Origin of the sequence: Xanthomonas translucens pv. cerealis, from assembly GCF_006838285.1 — a bacterium.
Lineage (GTDB): Bacteria > Pseudomonadota > Gammaproteobacteria > Xanthomonadales > Xanthomonadaceae > Xanthomonas_A > Xanthomonas_A cerealis.
This window is the reverse complement of the sequence record NZ_CP038228.1, coordinates 1,662,582-1,686,678: the sequence shown is the minus strand read 5'-3', so window position 1 is coordinate 1,686,678 and position 24,097 is coordinate 1,662,582. Positions and strand designations below refer to the sequence as shown.

20 protein-coding genes are annotated in these 24,097 nt (G+C 69.4%); all 20 read right to left on the bottom strand.

All coding sequences use genetic code 11. The features are described 5' to 3' along the window. Positions 1-4 precede the first annotated feature (4 nt). Positions 5-754 (bottom strand): RNA polymerase sigma factor FliA, encoded by a 750-nt coding sequence (locus E4A48_RS07510; RefSeq protein ID WP_039005086.1) that lies wholly within the window; start codon positions 752-754, stop codon positions 5-7. Then, positions 751-1,644, bottom strand: a complete 894-nt coding sequence (locus E4A48_RS07505) for a MinD/ParA family ATP-binding protein (RefSeq protein WP_039005087.1) — start codon at positions 1,642-1,644, stop codon at positions 751-753. The genes E4A48_RS07510 and E4A48_RS07505 overlap by 4 nt, the downstream gene beginning before the upstream one ends. Beyond that, a complete protein-coding gene (gene flhF, locus E4A48_RS07500; RefSeq protein ID WP_142742155.1) occupies positions 1,631-3,289 on the bottom strand; it encodes a flagellar biosynthesis protein FlhF in 1,659 nt (552 codons plus the stop codon). Before flhF ends, E4A48_RS07505 begins: the two co-directional genes overlap by 14 nt. A 189-nt stretch (positions 3,290-3,478) precedes the next feature. Continuing rightward, positions 3,479-5,542, bottom strand: coding sequence for a flagellar biosynthesis protein FlhA (gene flhA, locus E4A48_RS07495; RefSeq protein ID WP_142743126.1), 2,064 nt, complete (start codon positions 5,540-5,542; stop codon positions 3,479-3,481). A 17-nt stretch (positions 5,543-5,559) separates the two neighbouring features. Continuing rightward, the gene (flhB, locus tag E4A48_RS07490; protein WP_039005090.1) at positions 5,560-6,690 is read right to left on the bottom strand and encodes a flagellar biosynthesis protein FlhB; all 1,131 of its coding nucleotides are present in this window, start codon (positions 6,688-6,690) and stop codon (positions 5,560-5,562) included. A 127-nt stretch (positions 6,691-6,817) separates the two neighbouring features. Then, entirely contained in the window at positions 6,818-9,754 is a 2,937-nt protein-coding gene (locus tag E4A48_RS07485; protein WP_142742154.1) for a ligand-binding sensor domain-containing diguanylate cyclase, read from the bottom strand. A gap of 180 nt (positions 9,755-9,934) precedes the next feature. Then, positions 9,935-12,886 (bottom strand): ligand-binding sensor domain-containing diguanylate cyclase, encoded by a 2,952-nt coding sequence (locus E4A48_RS07480; protein WP_260608085.1) that lies wholly within the window; start codon positions 12,884-12,886, stop codon positions 9,935-9,937. Between the two features lie 142 nt (positions 12,887-13,028). Beyond that, on the bottom strand, positions 13,029-13,820 hold the full coding sequence (gene fliR / locus E4A48_RS07475) for a flagellar biosynthetic protein FliR (RefSeq protein WP_142742153.1): 792 nt from the start codon (positions 13,818-13,820) through the stop codon (positions 13,029-13,031). Positions 13,821-13,971: 151 nt separating this feature from the next. Then, positions 13,972-14,244 (bottom strand): flagellar biosynthetic protein FliQ, encoded by a 273-nt coding sequence (locus tag E4A48_RS07470; protein ID WP_003469346.1) that lies wholly within the window; start codon positions 14,242-14,244, stop codon positions 13,972-13,974. A gap of 4 nt (positions 14,245-14,248) precedes the next feature. Continuing rightward, positions 14,249-15,070, bottom strand: coding sequence for a flagellar type III secretion system pore protein FliP (gene fliP, locus E4A48_RS07465; protein WP_039005093.1), 822 nt, complete (start codon positions 15,068-15,070; stop codon positions 14,249-14,251). 2 nt (positions 15,071-15,072) lie between these two features. Beyond that, positions 15,073-15,489: a flagellar biosynthetic protein FliO gene (fliO, locus tag E4A48_RS07460; protein ID WP_142742152.1), complete on the bottom strand. Its 417-nt coding sequence runs from the start codon at positions 15,487-15,489 to the stop codon at positions 15,073-15,075. Beyond that, on the bottom strand, positions 15,486-15,824 hold the full coding sequence (fliN, locus tag E4A48_RS07455; protein WP_003469349.1) for a flagellar motor switch protein FliN: 339 nt from the start codon (positions 15,822-15,824) through the stop codon (positions 15,486-15,488). Before fliN ends, fliO begins: the two co-directional genes overlap by 4 nt. Then, entirely contained in the window at positions 15,821-16,834 is a 1,014-nt protein-coding gene (gene fliM / locus E4A48_RS07450; protein WP_039005094.1) for a flagellar motor switch protein FliM, read from the bottom strand. The genes fliN and fliM overlap by 4 nt, the downstream gene beginning before the upstream one ends. A gap of 12 nt (positions 16,835-16,846) precedes the next feature. Continuing rightward, on the bottom strand, positions 16,847-17,383 hold the full coding sequence (locus tag E4A48_RS07445; RefSeq protein ID WP_039005096.1) for a flagellar basal body-associated FliL family protein: 537 nt from the start codon (positions 17,381-17,383) through the stop codon (positions 16,847-16,849). 227 nt (positions 17,384-17,610) lie between these two features. Beyond that, positions 17,611-18,915, bottom strand: a complete 1,305-nt coding sequence (locus tag E4A48_RS07440) for a flagellar hook-length control protein FliK (protein ID WP_142742151.1) — start codon at positions 18,913-18,915, stop codon at positions 17,611-17,613. Further along, on the bottom strand, positions 18,912-19,379 hold the full coding sequence (gene fliJ, locus E4A48_RS07435) for a flagellar export protein FliJ (RefSeq protein ID WP_039005098.1): 468 nt from the start codon (positions 19,377-19,379) through the stop codon (positions 18,912-18,914). Before fliJ ends, E4A48_RS07440 begins: the two co-directional genes overlap by 4 nt. A gap of 3 nt (positions 19,380-19,382) precedes the next feature. Continuing rightward, on the bottom strand, positions 19,383-20,759 hold the full coding sequence (locus tag E4A48_RS07430) for a FliI/YscN family ATPase (protein WP_003472374.1): 1,377 nt from the start codon (positions 20,757-20,759) through the stop codon (positions 19,383-19,385). Next, complete coding sequence (locus E4A48_RS07425) at positions 20,756-21,376, bottom strand: FliH/SctL family protein (RefSeq protein WP_039005099.1); 621 nt, start codon at positions 21,374-21,376, stop codon at positions 20,756-20,758. The genes E4A48_RS07430 and E4A48_RS07425 overlap by 4 nt, the downstream gene beginning before the upstream one ends. Beyond that, positions 21,373-22,362: a flagellar motor switch protein FliG gene (fliG, locus tag E4A48_RS07420; protein ID WP_039005100.1), complete on the bottom strand. Its 990-nt coding sequence runs from the start codon at positions 22,360-22,362 to the stop codon at positions 21,373-21,375. The genes E4A48_RS07425 and fliG overlap by 4 nt, the downstream gene beginning before the upstream one ends. 10 nt (positions 22,363-22,372) lie before the next feature. Further along, positions 22,373-24,088 (bottom strand): flagellar basal-body MS-ring/collar protein FliF, encoded by a 1,716-nt coding sequence (gene fliF / locus E4A48_RS07415; RefSeq protein WP_039005101.1) that lies wholly within the window; start codon positions 24,086-24,088, stop codon positions 22,373-22,375. Positions 24,089-24,097 lie beyond the last annotated feature (9 nt).

The following is a 24,097-nucleotide window of genomic DNA, read 5'->3' as shown; positions in this document are numbered from 1 at the left end:
GGTCTTATTCTTTGTCTTCCAGGCCAGCGTCCGCCGCTTCGAACGCTTTCAAGCGTCCGCGCAAGCGTACCGTGGCCTGGCCGTGGATCTGGCAGACGCGTGACTCGCTGACACCGAGCACCGCGCCGATTTCCTTCAGGTTCAATTCCTGTTCGTAATACAGCGACAGCACCAGCTGCTCGCGCTCGGGCAACTGCGCGATCGCCTTGCCCAACTCGCGGCCGAACTCGCTGCGTTCCAGCATCTGCTGCGGATTGGGGCCGCCCTTGGCGATGGTGTCCAGTTCGCCATGGTCCTCGACCCGCGACTCCAGGCTCAGTACCTGGCCGCGTGCGGCATCTTCCATCAATCGCATGTAGTCGGGAAGCGGCATGTCCATCGCCGCGGCCACTTCGTTGGCGGCGGCGGCGCGGCCGGTGCTCTGTTCGATCTTGCGCACCGCCGAGGCGGCGTCGCGGGCGCGGCGGTGCACCGAGCGCGGCACCCAGTCGCCGCGGCGGATCTCGTCGATCATCGAGCCGCGGATGCGGATCGAGGCGTAGGTCTCGAACGAGGCGCCCTGGTCGGCGTCGTAGCTGCGCGAGGCCTCGATCAGGCCGATCATGCCGGCCTGGATCAGGTCGTCGATCTCGACGCTGGCCGGCAGCCGCGCGGCCAGGTGGTGGGCGATGCGCCGCACCAGGTCCGAATGCTGGGCGATGTAGTCGTTGGAACTGTTGCGCTGCACGGCGCGGTACTGAGCGGCGGCGTTCATGCGGCGACCCCCCTCTGGATGATCCGTTCGACGAAGAACTCGACGTTGCCGCGTGGCGCGGTCGGCGCCTGCCAGCGCGAGGTGCGGCGGGCGATTTCGGTGATCGCCTGCGCCGACGGGCTGGACGGGTAGGCTTTGACCACCGGCTGCTGGCGCTGCACCGACAGGCGCAGCCAGTCGTCCTGCGGCACGCAGCCCAGGTAGTTCAGCGACACGTCGCCGAGGAACTTCTCGCACACCCGGCTCAGCTTGTCGTACAGCAGGCGGCCTTCGTTGGGGTCGCGAACCATGTTGGCGACGATCTGCATCCGGTCCACGCCGCGTTCGCGCGACAGCACCTTGATCAGCGCGTAGGCGTCGGTGATCGAGGCCGGCTCGTCGCAGACCACCACCACCGCGTCCTGCGCGGCCTGGCAGAAGGTCAGCACGCTGTCGGTAATCCCGGCGGCGGTGTCGATGATCATCACGTCCAGGTCGCGTTGCAGCTCGGAGAACACGTTGACCAGGCCGACGTGCTGGGCGGGCGGCAGTTCGGCCATGTGCCGGCGGCCGGAGGCGGCGGGCACCACCATCAACCCGTTGGGCAGGTCGATCAGCACTTCTTCCAGGGTGCAGCGCCCGGCGACCAAGTCGGCCAGGGTGAACCTGGGAGTCAGCCCGAGCAGCACGTCGACGTTGGCCAGGCCAAGATCGGCGTCCAGCAGCAGGGTGCGCTTGCCCATGTCGGCCAGCGCCATCGACAGGTTGACCGAGATGTTGGTCTTGCCCACGCCGCCCTTGCCGCCGGTCACGGCGATCGTGCGCACCGGGCCTAGCGGACCCAGCGGTTCGCTGCGGGTTGCCGACAGGGGGAAGGCATTGGTGAGATTGGCGTAATCACGCGACGGCATGGTTCTGCTCCGGAGTACAGGGCTTATCGGCAGCGCGCCGCAAATCTTCAAGGCGCAATACCAGGCTGGCGGCGTTGGCGCGGTGCAGGTCGTCCGGCACGCGCTGACCATCGGTCACCCAGGTGATGGGAAGCCGGTGGTCCGCGACCACCGACAGGGCACTGCCAAACCGCCCGGTTTCATCCAGCTTGGTCAAGATCACCCCCTGCGGATCGGCGCCGGCGAACCGGCGCACCACCTCGTCCAGGTCGGAGAAATGCGCGTTGGCAGGGAGTACTAGCAAGGACCGGACCACACGCGAGGCGCGCAGCCAGTGCAATTGTGCAGCCAGGGCGCGGTCGCGCTGGCCCATGCCGGCGGTGTCGATCAGCACCAGCTTGTAGTCGCGCAGACGCTCCAGCAGCTGCTGCAGGGCGGCATCGCTGTCGGCCTCGTGCACGGCGATGCCGAGCTGGCGGCCGTAGCTGTGCAACTGTTCGCGGCCGCCGACGCGGATGGTATCGGTGGTGACCAGGGCCACGTCGCGGGCGGCGTGGCGTTCCAGGAAGCGCGAGGCCAGCTTGGCGATGGTGGTGGTCTTGCCGGCGCCGGTGGGGCCGATCAGGGCGATCACGCCGCCTTCCTCGATCGGATCCAGCGGCGCGATCGGCAGGCGCTTGGACAGCAGTCCCAGCATCAGCCCGCGGCCGCGGTGCAGCTCCAGGTCGGCGGGGATCTGCATGACCACGTCGCGGATGAGGCCACTGTCGAAACCGTAGTCGTCCATCAGTTCCAGCGCCTGGGCGCGCACCGGCGAACCGCGCAGGCGCTCGTCGGTGAGCCGGTTCATCTCGCGCTCGATCATCTGCCGCATCAGCGCCAGTTCGTCGCGCAGCTGAGTCAATTGTTCGTCGTTCTGCGCTGCCGGGAAGCTCGGCACCGGCGTCAGGGCCGGCAGCGCCGGAATCCCGGCGCTGCCGTCAGTGGTGGCCGGCGCCGTGGCGGCGGCGACCGGTTCGGCGCTGGGCGCAGCCGGGGCGCCCGGCGTGGCGGCCGGGCTCAGCGACACCGCGGCGATGTCGTCGAGCCATGCCGGTACGGCGGCGGCGCTCGCGGCGGCGCTGGCCGCGGCGGTGAACGGGCTCGCCATCGGCACGCTGATCGGCGCGTTGCGGAATACGTCCTCGGGAATGCGGAATTCGGCGAAGGGCGCGGCGGCTGCGGGAGCCGGGGCAGGGGCCTGAAGTGCGGCGGACGCACGGTTCGGCGTGGGCGCGGTGCCAGCCGGCATTGCCGAGGTGGCGATTGCGGCGGGCTGGGTCAGCGGCCGCGCCGGCGCGGGCTGGGCCATGCTGGCCGTGGCCGGGGAGCGGCGCTCGCTGATCGCGGCCATCATCGCCATCGCCGGGTTGGCCATGGCGCCGGACTTGGCCGCACGCGGCGCCGGGTTGGCTGCCGACACCTGCAGCCGCGGCGCCTGCTCTTCCGGACGCGCCGCATCTAGGGCCTGCTGCACCAGGGCTTCGTCGTAGTTGCTGGCGGCGACGATCTCGATGCCTTCGTCGGTGCGCCGGTTGGACAGGATCACCGCATCCGGGCCGTGCTCGTCGCGCACCATGCGGAACGCGGTGCGCATGTCGGGAGCTACGAAGCGTTTGATTTTCATGCGTGTGTTCTCCGGGACCGGGGACCGGGGACCGGGGACCGGGCTAAAGCCGATGTCCTGGTGCCCAGCGATTGCCTATGTGCTGCCATGTTCATGAGTGCCTAACCATCCAGTCGTTGCGTCGGTACCGCTGTGTCGCTCTTCGCTTTTCGCTTTTCCGGGTCCCCGGTCCCCGGTCCCCGCAATCCATCAACTAATCGTTCCCACCAGCTTCAACCGCTTGTCTTCCGGTACTTCGCTGTAGGACAGCACCGACAACGAGGGGACGCTGTGGCGGACCAGCCTGGCCAGCGCGGCGCGGACTTGCGCCGGCACCAGCACCACGGCCGGTTCGTTGCGCGCTTCCTGCTTGCTGACGCATTCGGCCAGGCTCTGGTGCAGTCGCTCGGCCAGTCCTGGTTCCAGCGCGGCACCGTTGCCTTGCGTAGAGTCTTGCAAGACACGTTCCAATTGCGGGGCCAGGGTGAACACCGGCAGCTCCGCCGACATTCCGGCGATTTCCTGGACGATGAAGCGGCCCAACGCGTTGCGTACCGCCGCGGTCAGTACGCCGGGTTCTTGACTCTGCGGGGCGTGCTCGACCAGCGCTTCGACGATCTTGCGCAGCTGCCGCACCGGGATCTTCTCGATCAGCAGGTTCTGCAGCACGCGCACCACCACCGACAGCGGCAGCGCCTTGGGGGTGAGGTCCTCGACCAGCTTCGGCGCGCTCTTGGCCAGGGTGGCCAGCAACTGCTGCACTTCCTCGTGGCCGAGCAGCTCCGGGGCGTGCTCGCGGATCAGGTGCGACAGGTGGGTGGCGATCACCGTGGCCGGATCGACCACGGTGTAGCCCATGGTCTCGGCCTGGGCGCGCTGGTGCGGCTGGATCCAGATCGCGTCGAGGCCAAACGCGGGATCCTTGCCGGGAATGCCGTCGATCTTGCCCAGCGCGCCGCCGGGGTCCAGTGCCAGCTCGCGATCGGGATGGATGTCGGCGGTGGCCACCGGCACCCCGTGCACCAGCAGGCGGTAGGCGTTGGCCGGCAGTTCCAGGTTGTCGCGGATGTGCACCGGCGGGATCAGGAAGCCGATGTCCTGGGTCAGCTTGCGCCGCACGCCCTTGATCCGCGCCATCAGTTCGCCGCCCTGGGTCTTGTCCACCAGCGGGATCAGCCGGTAGCCGACCTCCAGGCCCAGCGGGTCGATCGGGCGCAGTTCGTCCCAGCCCAGTTCGGCGCTGGCCTGCGCGCCGGCGGTGGCGGCCTGCTGCGCCGGATCCGGCTTGGCCTCTTCCGGCAGCAGGCTGCGCTTCCACATTTTCCACGCCAGCAGGCCCAGGATCAGCGCCAGCGTCAAGAAAGCGACGTTGGGCATGCCCGGGACCAGGCCGACCAGGCCCAGGATCGCCGCAGCGACCGCCAGCGCTTTGTGCTGGCCGAACACCTGGCCCATCATCGAGGCGCCCATGTCCTGCGAGCGCGAGGCGCGGGTGACCAGCATCGCCACCGCCGAGGACACCAGCAGCGCCGGCAGCTGCGCTACCAGGCCGTCGCCGATCGACAGAAGGGTATAGGTGGACGCGGCCTGCGCCACCGGCATGCCGTGCTGCAGGACGCCGACCGCCATGCCGCCGATCAAGTTGATGAACAGGATCAGGATGCCGGCGATGGCGTCGCCGCGGATGAACTTGCTGGCGCCGTCCATCGAGCCGTAGAAGTCGGCTTCCTCGCGGACCTCCTCGCGCCGGGCCTTGGCTTCCTCGCGGGTCAGCAGGCCGGCGTTGAGGTCGGCGTCGATCGCCATCTGCTTGCCGGGCATGGCGTCGAGGATGAAGCGTGCGGTCACTTCCGACACGCGCCCGGCGCCCTTGGTGATGACCACGAAGTTGATGATGGTCAGGATCGCGAACACCACGATGCCGACCGCGTAGTTGCCGCCGATCACGAACTCGCCGAACGCCTCGATGACCTTGCCGGCGGCGCCGTGGCCATCCTGGCCGTTGATCAGGATCACGCGGGTGGAGGCCACGTTCAGCGCCAGACGCAGCATCGTGGTCATCAGCAGCACGATCGGGAAAATGCTGAACTCCAGCGGCCGCTTCACGTAGACCACCGCCAGCAGCACCATCAGCGAGATCGCGATGTTGAAGGTGAACAGCGCATCCAGCACCGGTGCGGCCAGCGGCACCACCACCATCGCCAGCATCGCCACCACGATCACCGGCGCGCCGAGGCCGTGCTTGATCATGTCCATCATCTTGCGCGTGTTCATTTGCGCGGCGGGCTGGCTCACGGCTTGCTCCCCGGGGCGAATTCATCGACCTCCAGCGGCGGCAACGGCGGCATCGGCCCGCTGCGCCAGGAGCGCAGCTGGTAGACGTAGGAGAGGATCTGGGCCACGGCCGAATACAGTCTCACGGGAATTTCCTTGCCGAGTTGCCCTTCCCTATACAAGGCGCGTGCCAAAGGTGGCGCAGACACCACTGCGACGCGGTGCTGCTCGCCGATCTCGCGGATGCGGAAGGCCAGTTCGTCCACGCCCTTGGCGACCACGGTCGGGGCGCGCATGCGCCCGCTCTCGTACTTAAGCGCCACCGCGTAGTGGGTGGGGTTGACCACCACCACGTCGGCGCTGGGTACCGCTTCCATCATCCGCCGCTGCGAAAGCTGCATCTGCATCTGCCGGATGCGGCCCTTGACCTCCGGGCTGCCCTCGCTCTCCTTCATTTCCCGGCGCACTTCGTCGCGGGTCATCTTCAGTTTGCGGGTGTAGTTCCACTTCTGGTAAGGCGCGTCGATCGCGGCCAGCAGCGCCAGCGCGCCGGCGGTGTACAGCAGCAGGCGCAGGGTGAAGCCCAGACCGTCGCCGATCGCCTGTTCCAGCGGGTGCCGCATCAGGCTGCGTAGGCCGTCCACGTTGTTCCAGATGCACAGGCTGGCGGCGCCGCCGACGAAGGCCATGCGCAGCATCGACTTGAACAGTTCGGCCAGGCTCTCCATGCCGTATAGCCGGTTCAGCCCGGCCATCGGGTTGAGCCGCTCGAACTTGGGGATCAGCGCCGTCCCGGAGAAGCGCAGGCTGCCCATCAGGATCGGCGCGACGAAGCCGGCGGCCACGCAGATGCCGACCAGCGGCAGCGCCACCCACAACAGCCCCAGCAGCAGTTCGCCGAAATGGCCGAACAGGGCGTCGGGGTTGTCGTGCAGGCCCGGATCCGGGCGCAGCGCACCCTTCATCCAGGTCACCGCGCCGGCCGCCAGCGAGCCGGACATGCCCATCAGGGCGAAGATGCCGGCGCTGAACACCGCGGCCGTGGACAATTCGCGCGACTGCGGGATATTGCCTTGCTCGCGCGCCTCGCGCAGGCGTTTTTCGGTCGGTTGTTCGGTTTTTTCGGCGCCTTCTTCGTTTTCGGACATGGCGGTGGGGCAAGCCGGGCAGGGGATTCGATCCACCTTCCTGCAAGGACCGTACCGTTCGCCCGGCGGCCTGCCAGGCCTGCCCCGTCGCGCTGTTGTCGCAGCGCGCGTCTCGCTCGCGGAGGGTCTAGGGCTGCTGCAGTTCGACCCGGTTGCGGCCCAGATGCTTGGCCCGGTAAAGGGCTTGGTCGGCACGGGCCAGCAATTGCTGCAGGGTCTCGCCCGGCCGGTACCAGGCCACGCCGATCGAGGTGGTGACCGCCAGGCTCTGCGAGCCGACCCGCAGCGGATGCCCGCAGACCGCCACGCGCAGGCGCTGCAGCCGCTCGTGCGACGGGATCGGCAGTCCGGGCAGCACGCCCAGCAGTTCCTCGCCGCCGTAGCGGCCGATCAGGTCCGATTCGCGCAGATCGGTATTCAGGCGCTTCGCGACCTTGGTCAGGACCGCGTCGCCGATCAGGTGGCCGTACGTGTCGTTGATGCGCTTGAAGTGGTCCAGGTCGATCATCGCCACCGCCAGTGGCTGCTGCTCGGCCACGCTGTGCCGCATCTGCGCGGCCAGCGCATCGAGGATCCCGGCGCGGTTGAGCAGGCCGGTCAGGGAATCGTGCGAGGCCTTCACCGCCAGCGCGGCGCGGGCGATCTCCAACTCGCGCTTGTCGTGCTCCAGCTCCTGGGTGCGCAGCGCGACCAGCTCGGCCAGGTTGCGCTCGCGTTGCCGCAGGTGGCGCTCGCGCCAATGCAGTGCGGCGATCGCCAGTCCGCCGCAGAGCAGCACGTACAGCGCCAGCATACTCTGGCTGCGCCACCACATCGGCGCCACCGAGAACGCCACCCGCGCCGGCGCCGAGGCACTGTGCCGATAGGCGTCGAGCAACTGCAGTTCGAGCGTGTATTCGCCCGGCGCCAGCGGCGGATGCTCGATCTCGAAATTGGGCGTGTGGATCCAGCGCGTCTGCGCGCCTTCGAAGCGGTAGCGCAGCGAAACCCGGTTGCGGTCGTCGTACAGGTCCGGCGATCCGGCCTCGATGTGCAGCGACTCCTGGTTCCAGGGCAGGCGCGCGCCGGCTGCGATCGGATGCCCGCCGCGGCTGAATTCGCTCAGCGTCACCCGCGGCGCGCCGGCCTGGAACAGGCGCTGCGGGTCCAGCACGTGGCTGGTGCCCTTGCTGGTGCCGATCCACACCGAGCCGTCGTGGTCCTCGAAGAACGCCGATTCGGAAATGTCGTCCCATAACAGCCCTTGCGACTGGCTCAGGCGCGACCAGCGGCGGCCGTCGTAGACGTCCACGCCCTGGTTGTGGCCCATCCAGATCCAGCCGTTGCGGGTGCGCCGTATCAGGTAGATCTGCAGCTCGCGCTGTTCCGGCTGGACGCTCGGCCGCAACTGCAGGGTGTCGCCGTCGAGCCGGCCCTGCCATACGCCGGGGTTGTACAGCGCGGCCCAGACCTGGCCATCTTCCTGGATCAGCAGCTTGCTGACCCACGGCTGCGCCGGCTTGCCGTCCAGTTGCAGCCTGATCGGGGTCCAGGTGCTGTCACGCAGCCGGAACACACCGACTGCGCCGGCCAGCCACAGGCTGCCGTCGCGGCGCTGCTGGATGTCCGAGTATTCGCTGCTGGGCAGCGCCTGCACCCGCTGCGGCATATCGTCCGATTGCGGCCGCAGCAGGTAAAGGCCGTCGGTAGTGAGGATCCATATCCTGCCGCTTGCATCCAGGAACAGTCGCCTGATCGAGACGCGCAGCCGCGGGTAGCTGCGCAGTAACCGGCCCTGGCGGTCGTGATGGCACAGTTCCCCTAGCGCGCTGAGGCTCCACAGCGATCCGTCCGCCGCGTTGTGCAGGCCGAGGACCTGCTGACCGGCATCCCTCAGCCAGGGCTGGAAGCGTTCGTCGGCGCGGCGCTGGCGGTTCATTCCGGCTTCGTTGCCGAGTAGCAGTGCGCCTTGGCTGTTGCGCAGGATGCTCCAGGTCGGCGCGGCGTTCATACCCTGGGTCACGTCCCAGTTCTCGATCCAGCCGTAGCCGTTCCACCGCACCACGCCTTCGCCGTCCACGCTCATCCACAGGTCGCCGGCGTGGTCGAACAGCAGCACCGCGATGCCGCTGTCGGGCAGGCCGTTGCTGCGGTCGAAGCGGCGCCAACGCCCATGTTCCCAACGCAGCAGGCTCTGGCCGCTGCGCATCAGCACCCGCCCTTGCGGGTCGAGCAGGAGTTGGGCCTGCCCGACGACCTGGCGCAGGGGCGCGCCGCCGGGCGGATGCTGCGCGACGAAACGCCCGGCCGCGGCCGGCAATTGCATCAGGTGATGGTCGCCGCGCAGCCACAGCGCGCCGTCGCGGTCGCGCACGACGCCACGCCAGCGATCGGGCGGCAGGCCCTGCGCCTGGCCGTACACCGTCACCGAGCCGTCGGCGGCGACCCGGCACAGCTCATGGTCGCAGCCCAGCCACAGATTGTCGGCTTCGCTCTGTGCTTCGCCTAGCTTGCCGAGCTGTGGCAGCCGCGCCAGCGTCGCCGCGTCGAACAGCGGCTGCAGCCGCCAGCGCCCGTCGGCGCTGGCCACGGCACGCAACGCCTGCGTGCCGTTGAGCAGCACCATGCCCCAGCGCGGGTTGGCCAGGCGCAGCTTGTTGCTCTGCAGCGCGCCGGTCTCTTCCGGCGCCAGCCGCCGCAGTTGCGTGCCGTCGTCGACGTAGACCGCATCGAAGGTGGTCACCCATAGCCGCTGCTCGGCGTCCTCGCTCGCAGCGCTGATGGAATGGCCGCGCTGCCCCTGCAGCGGCACTTGTTCGAAGCGGTGGCCATCGAAGCGGTACAGTCCGCTCTCGCTACAGACCCACAGGCTGCCGTTGCCGGTCTGCAGCAGGCAGGTGTCGGCCACGCCGAGCAGGCCCTGGTCGTGGGCATAGCGGCGCAACGGGATCGACTGCGCGCGCGCGCCGTCGCCCAGCAGCAGCCCCAGGGCCAGCCATAGCAGCAGGGCCTGCAGCGTCCGCAGGCACGGCCGGCACGCGCGCATGCCGCGCCCCTCAGCCGCCGCGTGCGCCGCGGCAGTCATTAACGGGGGCGGGCAGGGAATCCGACATCTGGTGCGGCACCGGGCAGAAAAAAGTGGAGAAGAAGCGCGCGCATTGCCGCGCCGTGTCCGCCGCGGCCCGCAGCCATGGCGATGCGCGCGCGCGACGCGTGGCAATCCCTGGTATCGGCCGCGTGGTGGCTGGGCTTGAACTGCAATCGTTCAGTGCGGCACGGCGTGTCCCGGCTGCGGGTCCAGGTGCAGTTCGACCCGGTTGCGGCCGCCATGCTTGGCCCGGTACAGCGCCTCGTCGGCGCGGCTGAGCAACTGCTGCAGGGTCTCACCCGGGCGGTGCCAGGCCACGCCGATCGACGTGGTGATCTCGAGCAGGCCGGCGTCGGTCAGGAAGGGCGTGGCGCCGATCACCTGGTGCAGCGCGTGCAACCGGTTGTGCGCCGGTGGCAGCAGGCCCGGCAGCACCGCCAGCAGTTCCTCGCCGCCGTAGCGGCCGATCAGGTCGGCGCCGCGCAGATTCGCATTCATGCGCCGGCCGACCCGTGCCAGCACCGTATCGCCGATCAAATGGCCGTGGCGGTCATTGATCTGCTTGAAGTGGTCCAGGTCGATCATCGCCACCGCCAGCGCGGTGCCATCATTGCGGCTGCGCTGCATCTGCACAGCCAATGCGTCGAGGATGCCGACCCTGTTGAGCAGGCCGGTCAGGTCGTCGCGGACCGCCTTCAGCGCCAGCGCGGCGCGCGCCCGTTCCAGTTCGCGCTTGTCGTGTTCCAGTTCGCGGGTACGCTCGGCGACCAGCCGCGCCATGGTGCGCTCGCGGCTCAGCAACTGCTTCACGCGCCAGCGCCACACCGCGGTCACCAGCAGCGCCGCGGCCAGCGCGTACGCCATCCACGCCAGCGGGCTGCGCCACCAGGGCGGCAAGATGGTGAACTCCAGGCGCACCACGTTGCTGCGCGTGCGCTGGCGTTCGTCCAGCGCCTGCACCTCCAGCGCGTAATGGCCGGGCGACAGCAGGGTGTAGCTGAGATGCGCCTGTTGGGTGCTGGCCCATTGTTCCTGCAAGCCCTCAAGGCGGTAGCGAAAGCCGATGGTGTCGCTGCCGCCGACCGCGCCGGGGGCCGAGAAGGCGAACTCGATCGGCTGCTGCGACCACGGCAGCTGCGCGCCGGCGGTGACCGCGTTGCCGGCGCGGGTGGCACGCAGCAACTGCAGCTGCAGCGGCCGCACGGCGAACAGCCGCGTCGGGTCCAGGATCTGGCTGACGCCCTTGCTATTGCCGATCCACACCGAGCCGTCGGTGTCCTGGAAGAACGCCGATTCGGAGGTATCGTCCCACAGCAGGCCGTCGGCCTGGGTGACCCGGATCCAGCGCCCGCCCGACCACAGGTCCAGGCCCTGACTGCTGCCGATCCACATCCGCTGCTGCCGGTCCTGGTGCAGCACGTAGGGCACGATCCGCGACAGCAGTGGGTCGTCGACCTTGCGCAGCGACACGCTGGCGCTGCGCGGCTCGAAACGCCCACGCCAGACCCCGACATCGCCGAACGACAGCCAGACCTCGTCGCTGGCGCTGATGCTGAACTTGTCCAGTTCCGCGTCCGGCAGTGCCGTGCCGCGCAGGCGGATCGACTGCCAGCCCCGCGCCTGGCGCAGGTACAAGCCGTTTTGGCCAACCAGCCACAGACGGTGGCGCGCATCGTAGCCGCCACCGACGAACTGGTCGCGCGGCAGGTCGCGCGCCGGCTGTGCGCTGCGTTCGCCCGCCGGCAGCAGGAACAGGCCGCCGTTGGTCAGAATCCACAAGGTGCCGGCATCGTCGAAGAACATCCACTTCAGCGCCGAGCGCATCTTGGCCTGCTCGCGCATGCGGCCGCTGCCGCGGTCCAGCCGCAACACCCGCCCTGACGACTGACCCAGCCACAGAGTGCCGTCGGTGGCATCGACCAGTTGCACCGTCTGCCGCAGCGCCTGCCCGTCGGCGTCGGTCAGCGGCAGCATGCGGCCGCTGACCGGGTCGAGCACGTTGGCGCCCATTTCGCTGCCGACGTAGAGGCGGCCGTCGCCGCGGCTGCGCAGGATCGACCAAGTCGGTGCGGTCGCCAGTCCCTGCGGTTCCTCCCAATGCTGGATCAGCCCATAGCCCAGCCAGCGCTGCACGCCGCGGCCGCGGGTGCCCATCCACAAGCGGCCCTGGCGATCGCTGAGCAGGGGCGCAATGTTGGGCGCAAGCGCTTCCAGCCCCTGCGCGCGCTCGAAGGCGCGCCACTGCCTGCCTTCCCAGCGCAGCAGGCCGGTGTCGCTGCGGGTCAGCACCCGGCCGGCGGCGTCCTCGACCAGGTTGATGCCCACCGCCATGGTCGACAAGCCGCTGCCCGGCGGCGGCGCGCGTTCGCTGAAGCCTGCCGCGCCGGCCGGCCAGGCCAGTATGTGGTGGATGCTGCGCGCCCACAGCGTGCCGTTGCGGTCGCGCAGCAGCGCCAGCCAGATATCCTCGGGAACGCCGTCGGCGGGGCCGAGCCGGCGTAAGCGGCCTTGCGCATCCAGCCTGCATAGCTGGCGGCCGCAGCCCAGCCACAGCGCCTCGCCGATCGCGGTGACGCTGTAAGCCTCGGGCAGCGGTGCGGCGTCGGCCGTGCGCAGCGCTGCGACCTGCCAGTTGCCAGCGGCGCCTGCTGAGATCCGCAGCGGCCGTTTGTCGCTGAGCACGACGATGTCGTCGCCGAACGCCGCCAGCGATTGGCCCTGGTCGACCCGCAGGCGTCGCCCGTCGGCCGCGGGAACCGCGGCGAAGCGGCGGCCGTCGCCGACGTACAGCGCATTGGATGTGCCGACCCACATGCGTTGCCGACGATCCTCGGCGATCGCACGCACCAGTGGACTGCCGACGCCGCTATCGGCGCCGATCTGCTCGAAGCGTTCGCGTTCGTAGCGGTGCAGGCCCAGTTCGGTGCAGGCCCAGACCACGCCGTGCCGATCGGCATACAGGCAGTTGATGCTCAGGCCCTGCAGGCCGTCGGCCTGGGCGTAGTTGCGGAAGCTGTATTCCTGCGCCGCCACGGCGCCGATGCAGGCGCATAGCGCGAGCGCGGCGGCGGGCCGCCACGCGATGCCGCGCAACTGGGAGGGGTGCAGCGGCGGGTGGCTGTTCGGCACGGCGATGACTGGCGTTCCCGGAAGGCACTGCGCAAGGGGGGGGGCTGCATGCGCAACACGGTTGAAGAGACTATCGGCGCAGTCGCGCAAGGCTTGAATCGGGCAAGACCCGACTGCGCGCTTGCGCCATCCGATTCTAGTTCTAGGCGGTGATCTGTCGCGCTGCGTCGAAGGCGGCATCGAACAGGCGCTGCACCGGCGGCCCCATCTCGCCGACCAGCACCGCCAGCAGCGCCAGGCCCAGCACCACTGCCACCGGCAGGCCGAGCTGGATCGGATTCAGTGCCGGCGCGGCCTTGGCCAGCGCGCCGAACGCCAGGTTTACCGCCAGCATCGCCACCATCACCGGCAGCGCCAGGGTCAACGCGCCGCGCATCATGCTCATGAAGAAATCCGGCGCCACCGAGGCCATCGCCTGCGCGTCCGGCAGCGCGTTGCCGATCGGCAGCGCCTTGTAGCTGTCCACCAGCAGCGCCACCACCGCCAGATGGCCGTTGGCGGTGAAGAACAGCAGGCCGAAGGTCAGGTAGAACCATTGCCCGATCACCCCGGAGGTGACCCCGCGCAGCGGATCGGCCATCTGCGCGAAGCCCAGGCCGGTGCTCTGCGAGACCAGTTCGCCGGCCATCGCGCCGGCTTCGAAGATCAGCCGCAGCATGAAGCCCATGCTCGCCCCGACCGCCAGTTCGCGCGCCACGCTCAGCACCACTGCGGCGTCGAAGCCGTTCCAGTCCGGCACCGGCGGCAGCAGCGGCGCCAGCGCCATCGCCAGCGTCGCCGCCAGCATGACCCGCACCCGTGCCGGCACCGCGCGGCTGCCGACCAGCGGCATCGCCATCAGCATCGCGCCGATGCGCAGCATGGTCCACAGGATCGCACCGACCATCGCGAAGGTCTGCTGGCCATCGATGACCATTTGCGTTGCGGAGTCCATCAGGCCGGGACCGGGGAGTGGGGGGGAAAGGCCGGGGGCGGGGACCGGGGACCTGGGACCCGAAGGGCGCGTATCGGGAAAGCCCCGAGGTTGCCCCTGCTTTTCCCGGTCCCCGGTCCCCGGTCCCCGGTCCCGTTCTCGCCAGCCACGCCTAGCCCCCGATCAGATGCGGAATGCGCTGGAACAGCATGGTGGTGTACTCGACCAGATGCGCCAGCAGCATGCTGCCGGTGGCGAACAGCATCGCGGTCAGGGTGATGACCTTGGCGATGAAGGCGATGGTCGGTTCGTTGAGTTGGGTGGCGGCCTGGAACACGCCGATCACCACGCCCACCACCAGCATCGACAGCAGCAGCGGGCCGGCCACCCACAGCACGGTGATCAGGCCGCCGCGCAGTTCGGTCAGGGCCAGTTCGGGACTCATCGGCTCAGACTCCGTTGAAGCTGGCGGCGAGGGTGCCGACCGTCAGCACCCAACCGTCGACCAGCACGAACAGCAGGATCTTGAACGGCGCCGAGATCAGCATCGGCGACATCATCATCATGCCCATCGACATCAGCACGCTGGCCACCACCAAGTCGATGATCACGAACGGGATGAAGATCAGGAAACCGATCTCGAACGCGGTCTTCAACTCCGAAGTCACGAACGATGCCACCAGCACCGGGAACGGGATCGCGTCGGGGCCGCTGTAGGTGCCGTTGCCGGCCATGCCAGCGAAGGTCATCAGGTCGGCCTCGCGTACTTGCGCCAGCATGAATGCGCGAAGCGGCTGGGTGGTCAGGGTCCAGGCGGTCTGGAAGTCGATCTGGCCGTTGAGGTAGGGACTCATGCCCTGGCCCCAAGCCTTTTCCCACACCGGCATCATCACCAGCGCGGTCAGGAATAGCGCCAGGCCCATCAGCACCTGGTTGGACGGGGTCTGCCCGGTACCCATCGCCTGGCGCAGCAGGCCGAGCACGATGGTGATACGGGTGAACGCGGTCAGCACCAGCAGCATCGACGGCAGCAGGGTGAGCGCGGTCATCAGCATCAGGGTCTGCAACGGCAGGCTCACCTGCTGCGCGCCGACCTTGCCGACGTTCACTTCCGGCAGCGAGGGCAGGGTCGGCGCGGCGTTCTGCGCGGCCGGCGCGGCGGGTGCCGCCGGCGCGGCCTGGGCCCAGCCCAGTGCCGGCAGCATGCTCAGCGTCAGCAGGATCAGCAGCAGGCGCAGGCCGCGCGCGTAGCGGTTCCAACGAAGCAACATGGTCATTTGTCCTTGCGCAGCTTTTGTGCCAGCAGCTGGGCGAAATCGGGGAAGTGCTTGAGCTGCCTTAGGTTCGGCAGCGATGGCGCCGGCGCTTGCGGCAGCGGCTCGGGCAGGTGATGCAAGGTGCGTACCCCGCCCGGCGACACCCCGAGCAGCAACTGCTCGCCGTTGACGTCGATCACCACCACGCGCTCCTTGGCGCCGACCGCCAGGCTGGCCACCACGCGCAGGCCCTCGGCCGGGCGGAAGCCGCTGCCGGGCAGACGCTTGAGCACCCAGGCCATGCCCAGGATCAGCCCCAGCACCAGCAACAGGGCGAACACCGTACCGATCAGGCTCGGCGGCGAGGGCGCGGCGCTGCCGACGCCCGAGGCGGACTTGGCCGCCTGGGTGGCGGCTGCGAGCAACAGGCTCACCGCAGTCTCCGGATGCGCTCGCTGGGGCTGACCACGTCGGTCAGGCGCACGCCGAAGCGGTCGTTGATCGTCACCACCTCGCCGTGCGCGATCAGGGTGCCGTTGACGTACACGTCCAGCGGCTCGCCGGCGCCGCGCTCCAGTTCCACCACCGAGCCCTGGTTGAGCTGCAGCAGGTTGCGGATCGGAATGCGGTTGCGCCCGACTTCCAGCGACAGGGTCACCGGTACGTCCAGGATCATGTCCAGGTTCAGTTCGCCGCCGTCGCTGCCGGCTTCCGGCTGCAGGCTGTCGAACTGGGCCGGGACCGGCTCGGGGATTTCGTTCTGACTCATGACGCGTCTTCCTGCAGGGCGGGGGTGGGGCGGCGGCGCAGCGCGCCCGGGGGTTGGGTCGAAGTGATCTTCACGGCGTTCTGGCCGCGCGAGATGCCGAACTCGCCGGTGAACACCGGGATGTTCTCCACGCACAGCGGCACGTGTTTGGGCAGATCGATCGGCAGCACGTCGCCGATCTTCAGCCGGGTCAGCTCGCGCAAGGTCATCTGTTTCTGCGCCAGCACGCTGGAGACGGTGACCTCGGCGGTATTGAGCTGCTCGCGCAGCATGATGTTCCAGCTCTCGTCGCGGTCCACGCGGTCGCTCTGGATGCCGGCGTCGAGCAGTTCGCGGATCGGTTCCAGCATCGAATACGGCAGGGTGATGTGGATCTCGCCGCCGCCGCCTTCCAGCTCCACGTGGAAGCGGCTGACCACCACGTATTCGCGCGGGGTGACGATGTTGGCGAAGTGCGGGTTGACCTCGGAATTGAGGTACTCGAATTCCACCTCCATCACCGGCGCCCAGGCCTCGTGCAGGTCGGCGAAGGTCTGCTTGAGCATCAGCTGGATCACCCGCATCTCGGTCGGAGTGAATTCGCGGCCTTCGATGCGGGTGGGGTAGCGGCCGTCGCCACCGAAGAAGTTGTCGACCACGGTGAACACCAGGGTCGGTTCGAACACGATCAGGCCGGTGCCGCGCAGCGGCTTGAACTTGATCAGGTTGAGATTGCTCGGCACGTACAGCGAGTGCATGTAGTCGTTGAACTTGATCAGGTCGATGCCGCGCACCGACATGTCGGCCGAGCGCCGGATCAGATTGAACAGGCCGATCCGCCACAGCCGTGCGAAGCGCTCGTTGACCATTTCCAGCGTGGGCATGCGTCCACGGATGATCCGGTCCTGGCTGGAGAAATCGTACTGGCGCGCTTCGCCCGGCGCCGGCGGCGCCGGCCCGGTGTCCACCGCGCCGGCATCGACGCCATGCAGCAGAGCATCGATTTCGTCTTGGGAAAGCAGGTCGGTCATCGTCGTCGGCCCTTACTGCGTCACGAAGCTGGTGAACAGCAGCTCTTCCACGCACTTCTTGCCGGTTTCGGCGGCCATCAGCTTCTGCGCGTCGGCCAGCGCCGCGGCCTGCAGCTTCTTGCGCCCCGCGATGTCGGCGATGTCCTTCGCCTGCACCTGCGAGAACAGCATCAGCAGGTGTGCGCGGATCGCCGGGGCGTTCTCGGTGATCAGCTTCAGCTCTTCCGGGTCGCGGGTCATCAGCTGCACTTCCATCTGCAGGTAGTGCGGGCCGTCGTCCGGGCTGCCGTTGAGGTTGACCACGAAGGCCGGGTCCATCGCGAAATACTGCGCCGGCTTGGGCAGTTCGGCGGTCTTGGCCGCCGGCTTGCCGTGTGCGGCGTCGGGCTTCTTCAGGAAGAACCAGGCGCCGGCGCCGCCGCCGCCCAGCACCAGCACCGCGGCGATGACGATGATCAGCAGCTTCTTCTTCGACTTGCCGCCCTCCGGGGCCTCTTTGGGGTCCTTGGCGTCGGCGGATTTCTTCGATTTGTCGGCTGCTGCTGCCACGGATTGGCTCCTTAAGGGGGGACTCTGCCCTTAAGGATGCAATCGGTGTGCCGAAATGGCAGGGTGCGCTTGCCGGATATTTGACGGTGGCCGTGGCGGCCCGCCGATGCGGCCTTTTGTGGGAGGCACTTCAGTCCCGACGGGCTTTATCGGTGATGCCCGTCGGGGCTGAAGCCCCTCGCAAGGAGCGACCGGCGTCGGTCCGGCCGCGCGATGCTGCCGCTGGATTAAGCGTAGGCGTCGAGCAGGCCGCGCTGGCGCAGCACCACCGACGGAATCCCGACGCTGCCCAGCAGCTCGTCGCCAGCGCCGCCGCCGGCATTGCCGCCGTTCGACCCGCCGCCTTGCCGTGCGTTCTGCGAGGCCTGCTGTTGCTGCTGACCGACGTCGGCCTGGCCGAGCTGGAAGCCGTGCTGGCCGAGCATTTCGCGCAGTCGCGGCAGGCTGTTCTCCAGCGCCTGGCGCACTTCCGGCTGGGCGCTGGAGAAGCTGGCGTTGACCTGGTCGCCGTTCAGATGCAGGCGCACTTCGACCGGGCCCAGCTCGGCCGGGCTGAGCTTGATGTGCGCGTGGCCGATCTTCTGGTCCGCCAGCCAGCTCATGCGTGCGCCCAGTTCGTCGTCGAAGTGGTCGCCGTGCAGGTTCGGGGTCGGGGTCGGCGAGCCGGCGAACGGCGCGGCGGGGTCGGCGCTGCGCGCCGGCGCGTGGATCCCTGCCGTCGCCAGCAGGTTGATCGGATCGGTGCCGGTGCTGGCGACATCGCTGCCGCGGTCGGCGCTCTTGTCCGCGGCGCTCGCCAGCGCGGCGACCGGTGCCGCGTCGCCGCCGCCGGCCGCCTGCGCCGCGGCTCCGGCAACCTGCGCCAGCATGCCGCCGAAGCCGCCTGCGGCGCTGGCGCCGGTACTGCCTGCGGCGGTCGCCGGCGCGGCGGCGGTCGCGGCCGCGGCGGCGGCGGGATCGGCGCCGGCCGCTGCAGTCAGGGTGTCGCCGCCGAGCAGCGCGGCCACGCCCTGGGCAGCGGCGCCAGCGACGCCGATCGCCAGCCCGGCCGCACCCAGCGGACCGGCGCTTGCCGCCGGCAGCGCGGCCGCCAGCGTCGGCAACAGGCTCATGCCGATGCCGGCCAGGCCGGCCGGCGGCCAGCCGGCGTCTTCCTCGCTGTCCTCATCCTGCTTGGCGTCGGCTTTGGCGCCCTTGGCCGGAGCCTTGGTCGGGGCTTTGGACTCGTCGCTGCTCTTCTGGGTGTCGCGCGCGGCCTGGGTGCCGGCCTGCGCGCTGCGCGCCGGCTCGCTGGCGGTGTCTTCCTCGGTCTGCGGGCGCTTCGCAGCCGCGTCCTTCTTGTCGGCCGCGGCCTGCTGCGCCTTGTTGGCGTTCGGCCGTGGTGCCGGCTTGGGCGCGGCGCGCGCGCTGTCATTGCCGAGCAGCTTGTCGAAGTCCTGGCCGCCGCTGCGGCCCTGGCCCTGCGGATCTGCGCTGCTGCTTGGTGCGCCGAGGCGGGCGTTGCCGCCCAGCGCGGAAAGTGCGTTATTCATCGGCTGTCTCCGTTGTCGTTGTCGCTGTCGGCCGCGGCCACCGCCAGGCGCACCCGGCGCGCGCCGAGGTCGTCCATCTCGCGCTGGCTGCGGCGGTCGTCGACCTTGCGTTCCTGGGCGCGGTAGCTGGCCGCCAGTTGTTCCAGTACCTGCTTGTCGCGGCTGGCCAGCAATAGCCGGCTGCGCTCCATTTCCACCTTCTCGCGATTGCGGTCCACGGTCTGGCACTGCTGCTGCACGGCGCTTTCCAGGCGATCCAGGAACGCGCGGCGGTTGGCCAGTTGCGCCAGGCTGGTCGCGGACATCTGGCTGCTGGCGTATTCCTCGGCGTAGCGGCGCAGTTCTTCCAGCCTGGACTCGTGTGTCTCCAGCGCGCGCTGGCGCTCGGCCAGATCGCGGGCGACCTCATCCTCACGCTGCTGGGCGCGGCGGAGCAGGGGGTCGATACGCTGTGATTGCATCATCGCTTAGTTCTCACGTTCGACCAGGCGCTTCAACGCGGCCTGGCTGTGGGGCAGATCTGCGGCCTTGGCGACATCCTGTCCGAGGAATTCCATGATCTCCGGCCAGCGCTCCAGCGCCTCGTCCACGGCCGCATCGTTGCCGCGCTGGTAGGCGCCGATGGTGATCAGGTCGCGGTTGGCCGAGTAAGCCGAGACCAGCCGTTTCAGCGCGCGGATGCGCAGCCGCCACGGCTCGTCGGCGATGTCCTGGACCACGCGGCTGACCGAAGATTCCACGTCGATGGCCGGATACAGGCCGCTGTCGGCGACGCGCCGCGACAGCAGGATGTGGCCGTCCAGGATGGCGCGGGCAGCGTCGGCGATCGGGTCCTGCGGATCGTCGCCTTCGGTCAGCACGGTGTAGAACGCGGTGATCGAGCCGCGGCCCTTGGCGCCGTTGCCGGCGCGCTCGACCAGCGCCGGCAGCTTGGCGAACACCGACGGCGGATAGCCGCGGGTGGTCGGCGGCTCGCCGACCGACAGGCCGATCTCGCGCTGCGCCTGGGCGAAGCGGGTCAGCGAATCCATCAGCAGCAGCACGTTCAGGCCCTGGTCGCGGAACCATTCGGCGATTGCGGTGGCGCGGTAGGCGCCATGCAGGCGCGCCAGCGGCGGGCGGTCGGCCGGCGCGGCTACGACCACGGCGCGGCGCAGGCCTTCCTCGCCCAGCGTGGTCTCGACGAAATCGCGCACTTCGCGGCCGCGTTCGCCGATCAGGCCGACCACGATCACGTCGGCGGCGGTGTAGCGGGTCATCATCCCGAGCAGGGTGGACTTGCCGACGCCGGAGCCGGCGAACAGGCCCACGCGCTGGCCGCGGCCGATCGGCAGCAGCGCGTTGATCGCGCGCACGCCCACGTCCAGTGGCATGGTGATCGGCTCGCGTGCCAACGGGTTGATCGAGATGCCGGCCATGCCGACCGAGCCTTCGGCGCGGATCGGGCCCTTGCCGTCCAGCGGCACGCCGTCCGAATCGATGACCCGGCCGAGCAGGCCTTCGCCCACTTCCACGCCGCCGCGGCGGCGCACCGGCACCACCCGCGCGTTGGGCAGCAGGCCATGGGTTTCGGCGCTGGGCATCAGCGAGGTGCGTTCGCCGGAGAAGCCGACCACTTCGGCATCGACCCAGCCGCCGTCCACCTCGACCCGGCAGGTGGCGCCCATCGGCGCCTCGCAGCCGACCGCTTCCAGGGTCAGACCGACTGCGCGGCGCAGGATGCCTTCGCGGATCAGGCCGCGGCCGGCGGCGGCGTCGAGGCCGAGCTGGCCCAGGCGCGAGGCCAGGCGCAGGTTGCGCGCGTCCAGCCAGTCGGCCGGATGGGTGCCGGACAGCGCGCTCACAGGCCCGCTCCGGACTTGCGCAGCACCGTCTCCAGCGCCGCGCGCAGGCGCGCTTCCAGGGTGCCGTCGATACGTACCGCTTCGGCATGTACGCGCAGGTCGCCGCGGCTCAGGGTCAGGTCCGGCACCAGCCGGGTGCCGTCGGCCATCGAGGCCAGCAGCGGGGTCAGCGCGGCGATGTCGTCCGGGTGCAGGCGCACCTCGACCTCGCGGCGCGCGCCGCCGACCGCGTCCAGCGCTTCGCCGGCCAGGTCCGCCAGCAGCGCCGGATCGGCCTCGTAAGCGCGTCCGACCAGGCTGCCGGCGATGCGCACGGCCAGTTCGCCGAGCGCGCCGACCACTTCGTTTTCCAGCCGTGCCAGCGGCCGCGAGAAGTTGTCCAGGATGCCTTCGATCTGCGCGGTCAGACGGCGGATCTCGGCCTGGCCCTGGGCCAGGCCTTCGGCATGGCCGCGCTCGAAGCCTTCGTGCTGTGCGGCTGACTCGATCGCCTGGATGTCTTCCAGGGTCGGCGGGCGCAGTACCGGCTCTTCGGGCAAGGCGTCCTCGAACTGCGGCTCCGCTGCCGGCGCGGCATTGAGCTCCGGCGCGAACCAGCGCACCACATTGCCGCTCATACCATCGCCTCCGCACCGGCGCCGCCGAGGCTGATCACGCCCTCATCGGCCAGCCGGCGCACGATCGTGAGGATTTCCTTCTGCGCGCCTTCCACATCGGCCAGGCGCACCGGGCCGCGCGCTTCCATGTCCTCGAGCAGGATCTCGGCGGCGCGCTGCGACATGTTCTTGGTGATCTTCTCGCGCACCTTGATGTCGGCGCCGCGCAGGGCCAGGCCGAGGCGGTCGCCGCTGACTTCGCGCAGCAGGGTCTGCAGCGCGCGGTCTTCCAGTTCGACCAGGTTGTCGAACACGAACATCAGGTCCTGGATGCGGGTGCTGAGCTCGGCGTCGATCTTGCCGATCGCCGCTAGCACGCCCTGGTCCTGGCCGCTGTCCATGAAGTTGAGGATGTTGGCGGCGACCTTGATCCCGCCGACGTTGGACGATTTCAGGCCCTGGTTGCCGGAGAACTGGCGCTCCATGATCTCGTTGAGTTCGTTCAGCGCGTTCGGTGGGATGCCGTCGAGGGTGGCGATGCGCATCAGCACATCGGCGCGCACGCGCTCGGGCAGCAGCTTCAGCGCTTCGGCGGCCTGGTCGCTGTCCAGGTGCGCCATGACGATGGCGATGATCTGCGGATGCTCGTTGCGCACCAGATCGGCGACCGCGCGCGGGTCCATCCACTTCAGCGTGTCCAGGCCGGTGGTGTTGCGGCCGAGCAGGATGCGGTCGATCAGGCCACCGGCCTTGTCCGCGCCCAGCGCCTGCACCAGCACGTTGCGGATGTAGTCGTCGGCGCCCACGCCCAGCGAGGTCTTGCTACCGAGTTCGGCATTGAACTCGTCCATCACCTTCTCGACCTGGTCGCGCGAGATGCCGCTCATGGTGGCCATGGCGATGCCGATCTTCTGCACCTCCTTGGGGTCCATGTGTTTGAGCACTTCGGCCGCATCGCTTTCGCCGAGCGACAGCAGCAGCACAGCGGCGCGCTGGGTCCCGTTCATTGCAGCTGCATCAGGCTTCACTGGCCACCCATCCTTTCACGACTTGCGCGACACGCTTGGAATCCTGCTTGACCGCTTCGCGCGCCAGGCGCAGACGCTCTTCGTAGGCGTCGGGCAGGGCGATCGCGGGACGGCTGCCGCTGGCGATGCTGGCGGTGTCGTCGGCCATCGACGGCAGCAGCGGGTCGTCGTCGTCCAGCATCGACACATTGGCGTTGTGCGGCTCGGACTTGTCCTTGCCGGCATTCTTGGCCGGCGCCGGGCCGGCGATCTGGCGCAGCGCCGGGCGCAGTACGCCGAACAGCAGGGCCAGCACCACCGCCGCGCCGAGCAGCAGGCGCAAGCCGTTCATCACCCGCGGGTCTTCCCACCAACCCGGCTTGTCCGCCGCTTCCGGCGCTTCGCGCACGAACGGGGCGTTCATCACCGACACGGTGTCGCCGCGCTCGGCGTTGAAGCCGACCGCCTGCTTGACCAGGCCTTCGATGCGGGTCAGCTCGGCGGCGCTGAGCGCCTGCTCGACCATCTTGCCCTTGGCGCCGGGGCGCGGCACATGGTCGACCAGCACCGCCACCGACACGCGCTTGATCCGGCCCGGCGGCTGCCGGGTGTGCTGCAGGGTGCGGTCCAGCTCGTAGTTGCGGGTGGCGCTCTTTGAGCTTTCTGTCGGGGTCGCGGCGGCCGCCTGCTGGGCGTTGGCCGGCGTGGCGCCTGGGGTGCCGGCGGCGCCGGGCTGGCCGGGCGCGGCGGCGCCGGGCGGCGAGTTGCTGGTCGCGCCGGGGATGCCCTGCGGGCCGGCCGCGGCGGTGCTGCTGTCGCTGACCTGCTCGCTGCGCAGCTTCGGCGGCTCGCCGTTGTACAGCTCTCGCGCTTCCTCGGTGACCGAGAAATCCATGTCCACGCTGACTTCCGGATTGACCCGGCCGGGGCCGGTCATCGGCTCCAGCAGCTCGCGGATGCGCTGGTTGTAGGAGCTTTCCTGGCGCCGCACCTGCTCGAACTGGGCCGCGTTCAGGGCCGCGTCGCTGTTCGGGTCGGCGATGGTCAGCATGCGCCCGCTCTGGTCGACCACGGTGACCCGCTCCGGGGTCAGGTCGGGGATGCTGGAGGCGACCATGTTGACGATCGCATCGACCTGGTTGCGCTCCAGGGTGGTGCCGCCGCGCAGTTCCAGTACCACCGAGGCGCTGGCCACGTCGCGCTGGCGGGTGAACGCGCTGGGCTTGGGAATGGCCAGGTGCACCCGCGCCTCGCGCACCGGGCGCAGGCTGGCGATGGTGCGCGCCAGTTCGGTCTCCAGCGCGTGCTGGTAGCGGGCGTTCTCGACGAACTGGCTGACGCCGAAGCCCGGATCCTTCTCCATGACCTCGAAGCCCATGTTGCCGCCGTTCTCGGTCAGGCCGGAGCCGGCCAGCTTCAGCCGCGCGTCGTAGAGCTTGTCCTCCGGCACGGTAATCGCGCCGGTGGTCTGGTCGAGCTTGAACGGGATCTGCGCGGTGCGCAGCAGATCGGTGGCCTCGGCCGTGCCTTTTTCGTCCAGGCCGGTGTACAGCGGGGTGTAGGCGGGCTTCTGCGACCAGAAGAACACGAACAGGCCCGCGGCTACGGCCACGGCGATCATCGCCATCAGTCCGATGCGGCGGGTGATCTGCAGACTCTGCAGGCGATCGAACCAGGCGCCTGCCTTTTCGCCGCTGAGAGTGTCTTTGCTGAGCGCAAGAGCCATCGTTGTCTA

What these genes read in the sequence shown, in the direction of transcription:
- flhA (WP_142743126.1), bottom strand. Translation starts at nt 5,542, where the DNA reads ATGAACACGCGCAAGATGATGGACATGATCAAGCACGGCCTCGGCGCG.
- E4A48_RS07485 (WP_142742154.1), bottom strand. Translation starts at nt 9,754, where the DNA reads ATGACTGCCGCGGCGCACGCGGCGGCTGAGGGGCGCGGCATGCGCGCG.
- fliN (WP_003469349.1), bottom strand. Translation starts at nt 15,824, where the DNA reads ATGAGTCAGAACGAAATCCCCGAGCCGGTCCCGGCCCAGTTCGACAGC.
- fliP (WP_039005093.1), bottom strand. Translation starts at nt 15,070, where the DNA reads ATGTTGCTTCGTTGGAACCGCTACGCGCGCGGCCTGCGCCTGCTGCTG.
- E4A48_RS07440 (WP_142742151.1), bottom strand. Translation starts at nt 18,915, where the DNA reads ATGAATAACGCACTTTCCGCGCTGGGCGGCAACGCCCGCCTCGGCGCA.
- fliF (WP_039005101.1), bottom strand. Translation starts at nt 24,088, where the DNA reads ATGGCTCTTGCGCTCAGCAAAGACACTCTCAGCGGCGAAAAGGCAGGC.
- fliG (WP_039005100.1), bottom strand. Translation starts at nt 22,362, where the DNA reads ATGAACGGGACCCAGCGCGCCGCTGTGCTGCTGCTGTCGCTCGGCGAA.
- E4A48_RS07510 (WP_039005086.1), bottom strand. Translation starts at nt 754, where the DNA reads ATGAACGCCGCCGCTCAGTACCGCGCCGTGCAGCGCAACAGTTCCAAC.
- fliR (WP_142742153.1), bottom strand. Translation starts at nt 13,820, where the DNA reads ATGGACTCCGCAACGCAAATGGTCATCGATGGCCAGCAGACCTTCGCG.
- fliJ (WP_039005098.1), bottom strand. Translation starts at nt 19,379, where the DNA reads ATGATGCAATCACAGCGTATCGACCCCCTGCTCCGCCGCGCCCAGCAG.
- E4A48_RS07425 (WP_039005099.1), bottom strand. Translation starts at nt 21,376, where the DNA reads ATGAGCGGCAATGTGGTGCGCTGGTTCGCGCCGGAGCTCAATGCCGCG.
- E4A48_RS07505 (WP_039005087.1), bottom strand. Translation starts at nt 1,644, where the DNA reads ATGCCGTCGCGTGATTACGCCAATCTCACCAATGCCTTCCCCCTGTCG.
- flhB (WP_039005090.1), bottom strand. Translation starts at nt 6,690, where the DNA reads ATGTCCGAAAACGAAGAAGGCGCCGAAAAAACCGAACAACCGACCGAA.
- E4A48_RS07470 (WP_003469346.1), bottom strand. Translation starts at nt 14,244, where the DNA reads ATGAGTCCCGAACTGGCCCTGACCGAACTGCGCGGCGGCCTGATCACC.
- fliM (WP_039005094.1), bottom strand. Translation starts at nt 16,834, where the DNA reads ATGACCGACCTGCTTTCCCAAGACGAAATCGATGCTCTGCTGCATGGC.
- flhF (WP_142742155.1), bottom strand. Translation starts at nt 3,289, where the DNA reads ATGAAAATCAAACGCTTCGTAGCTCCCGACATGCGCACCGCGTTCCGC.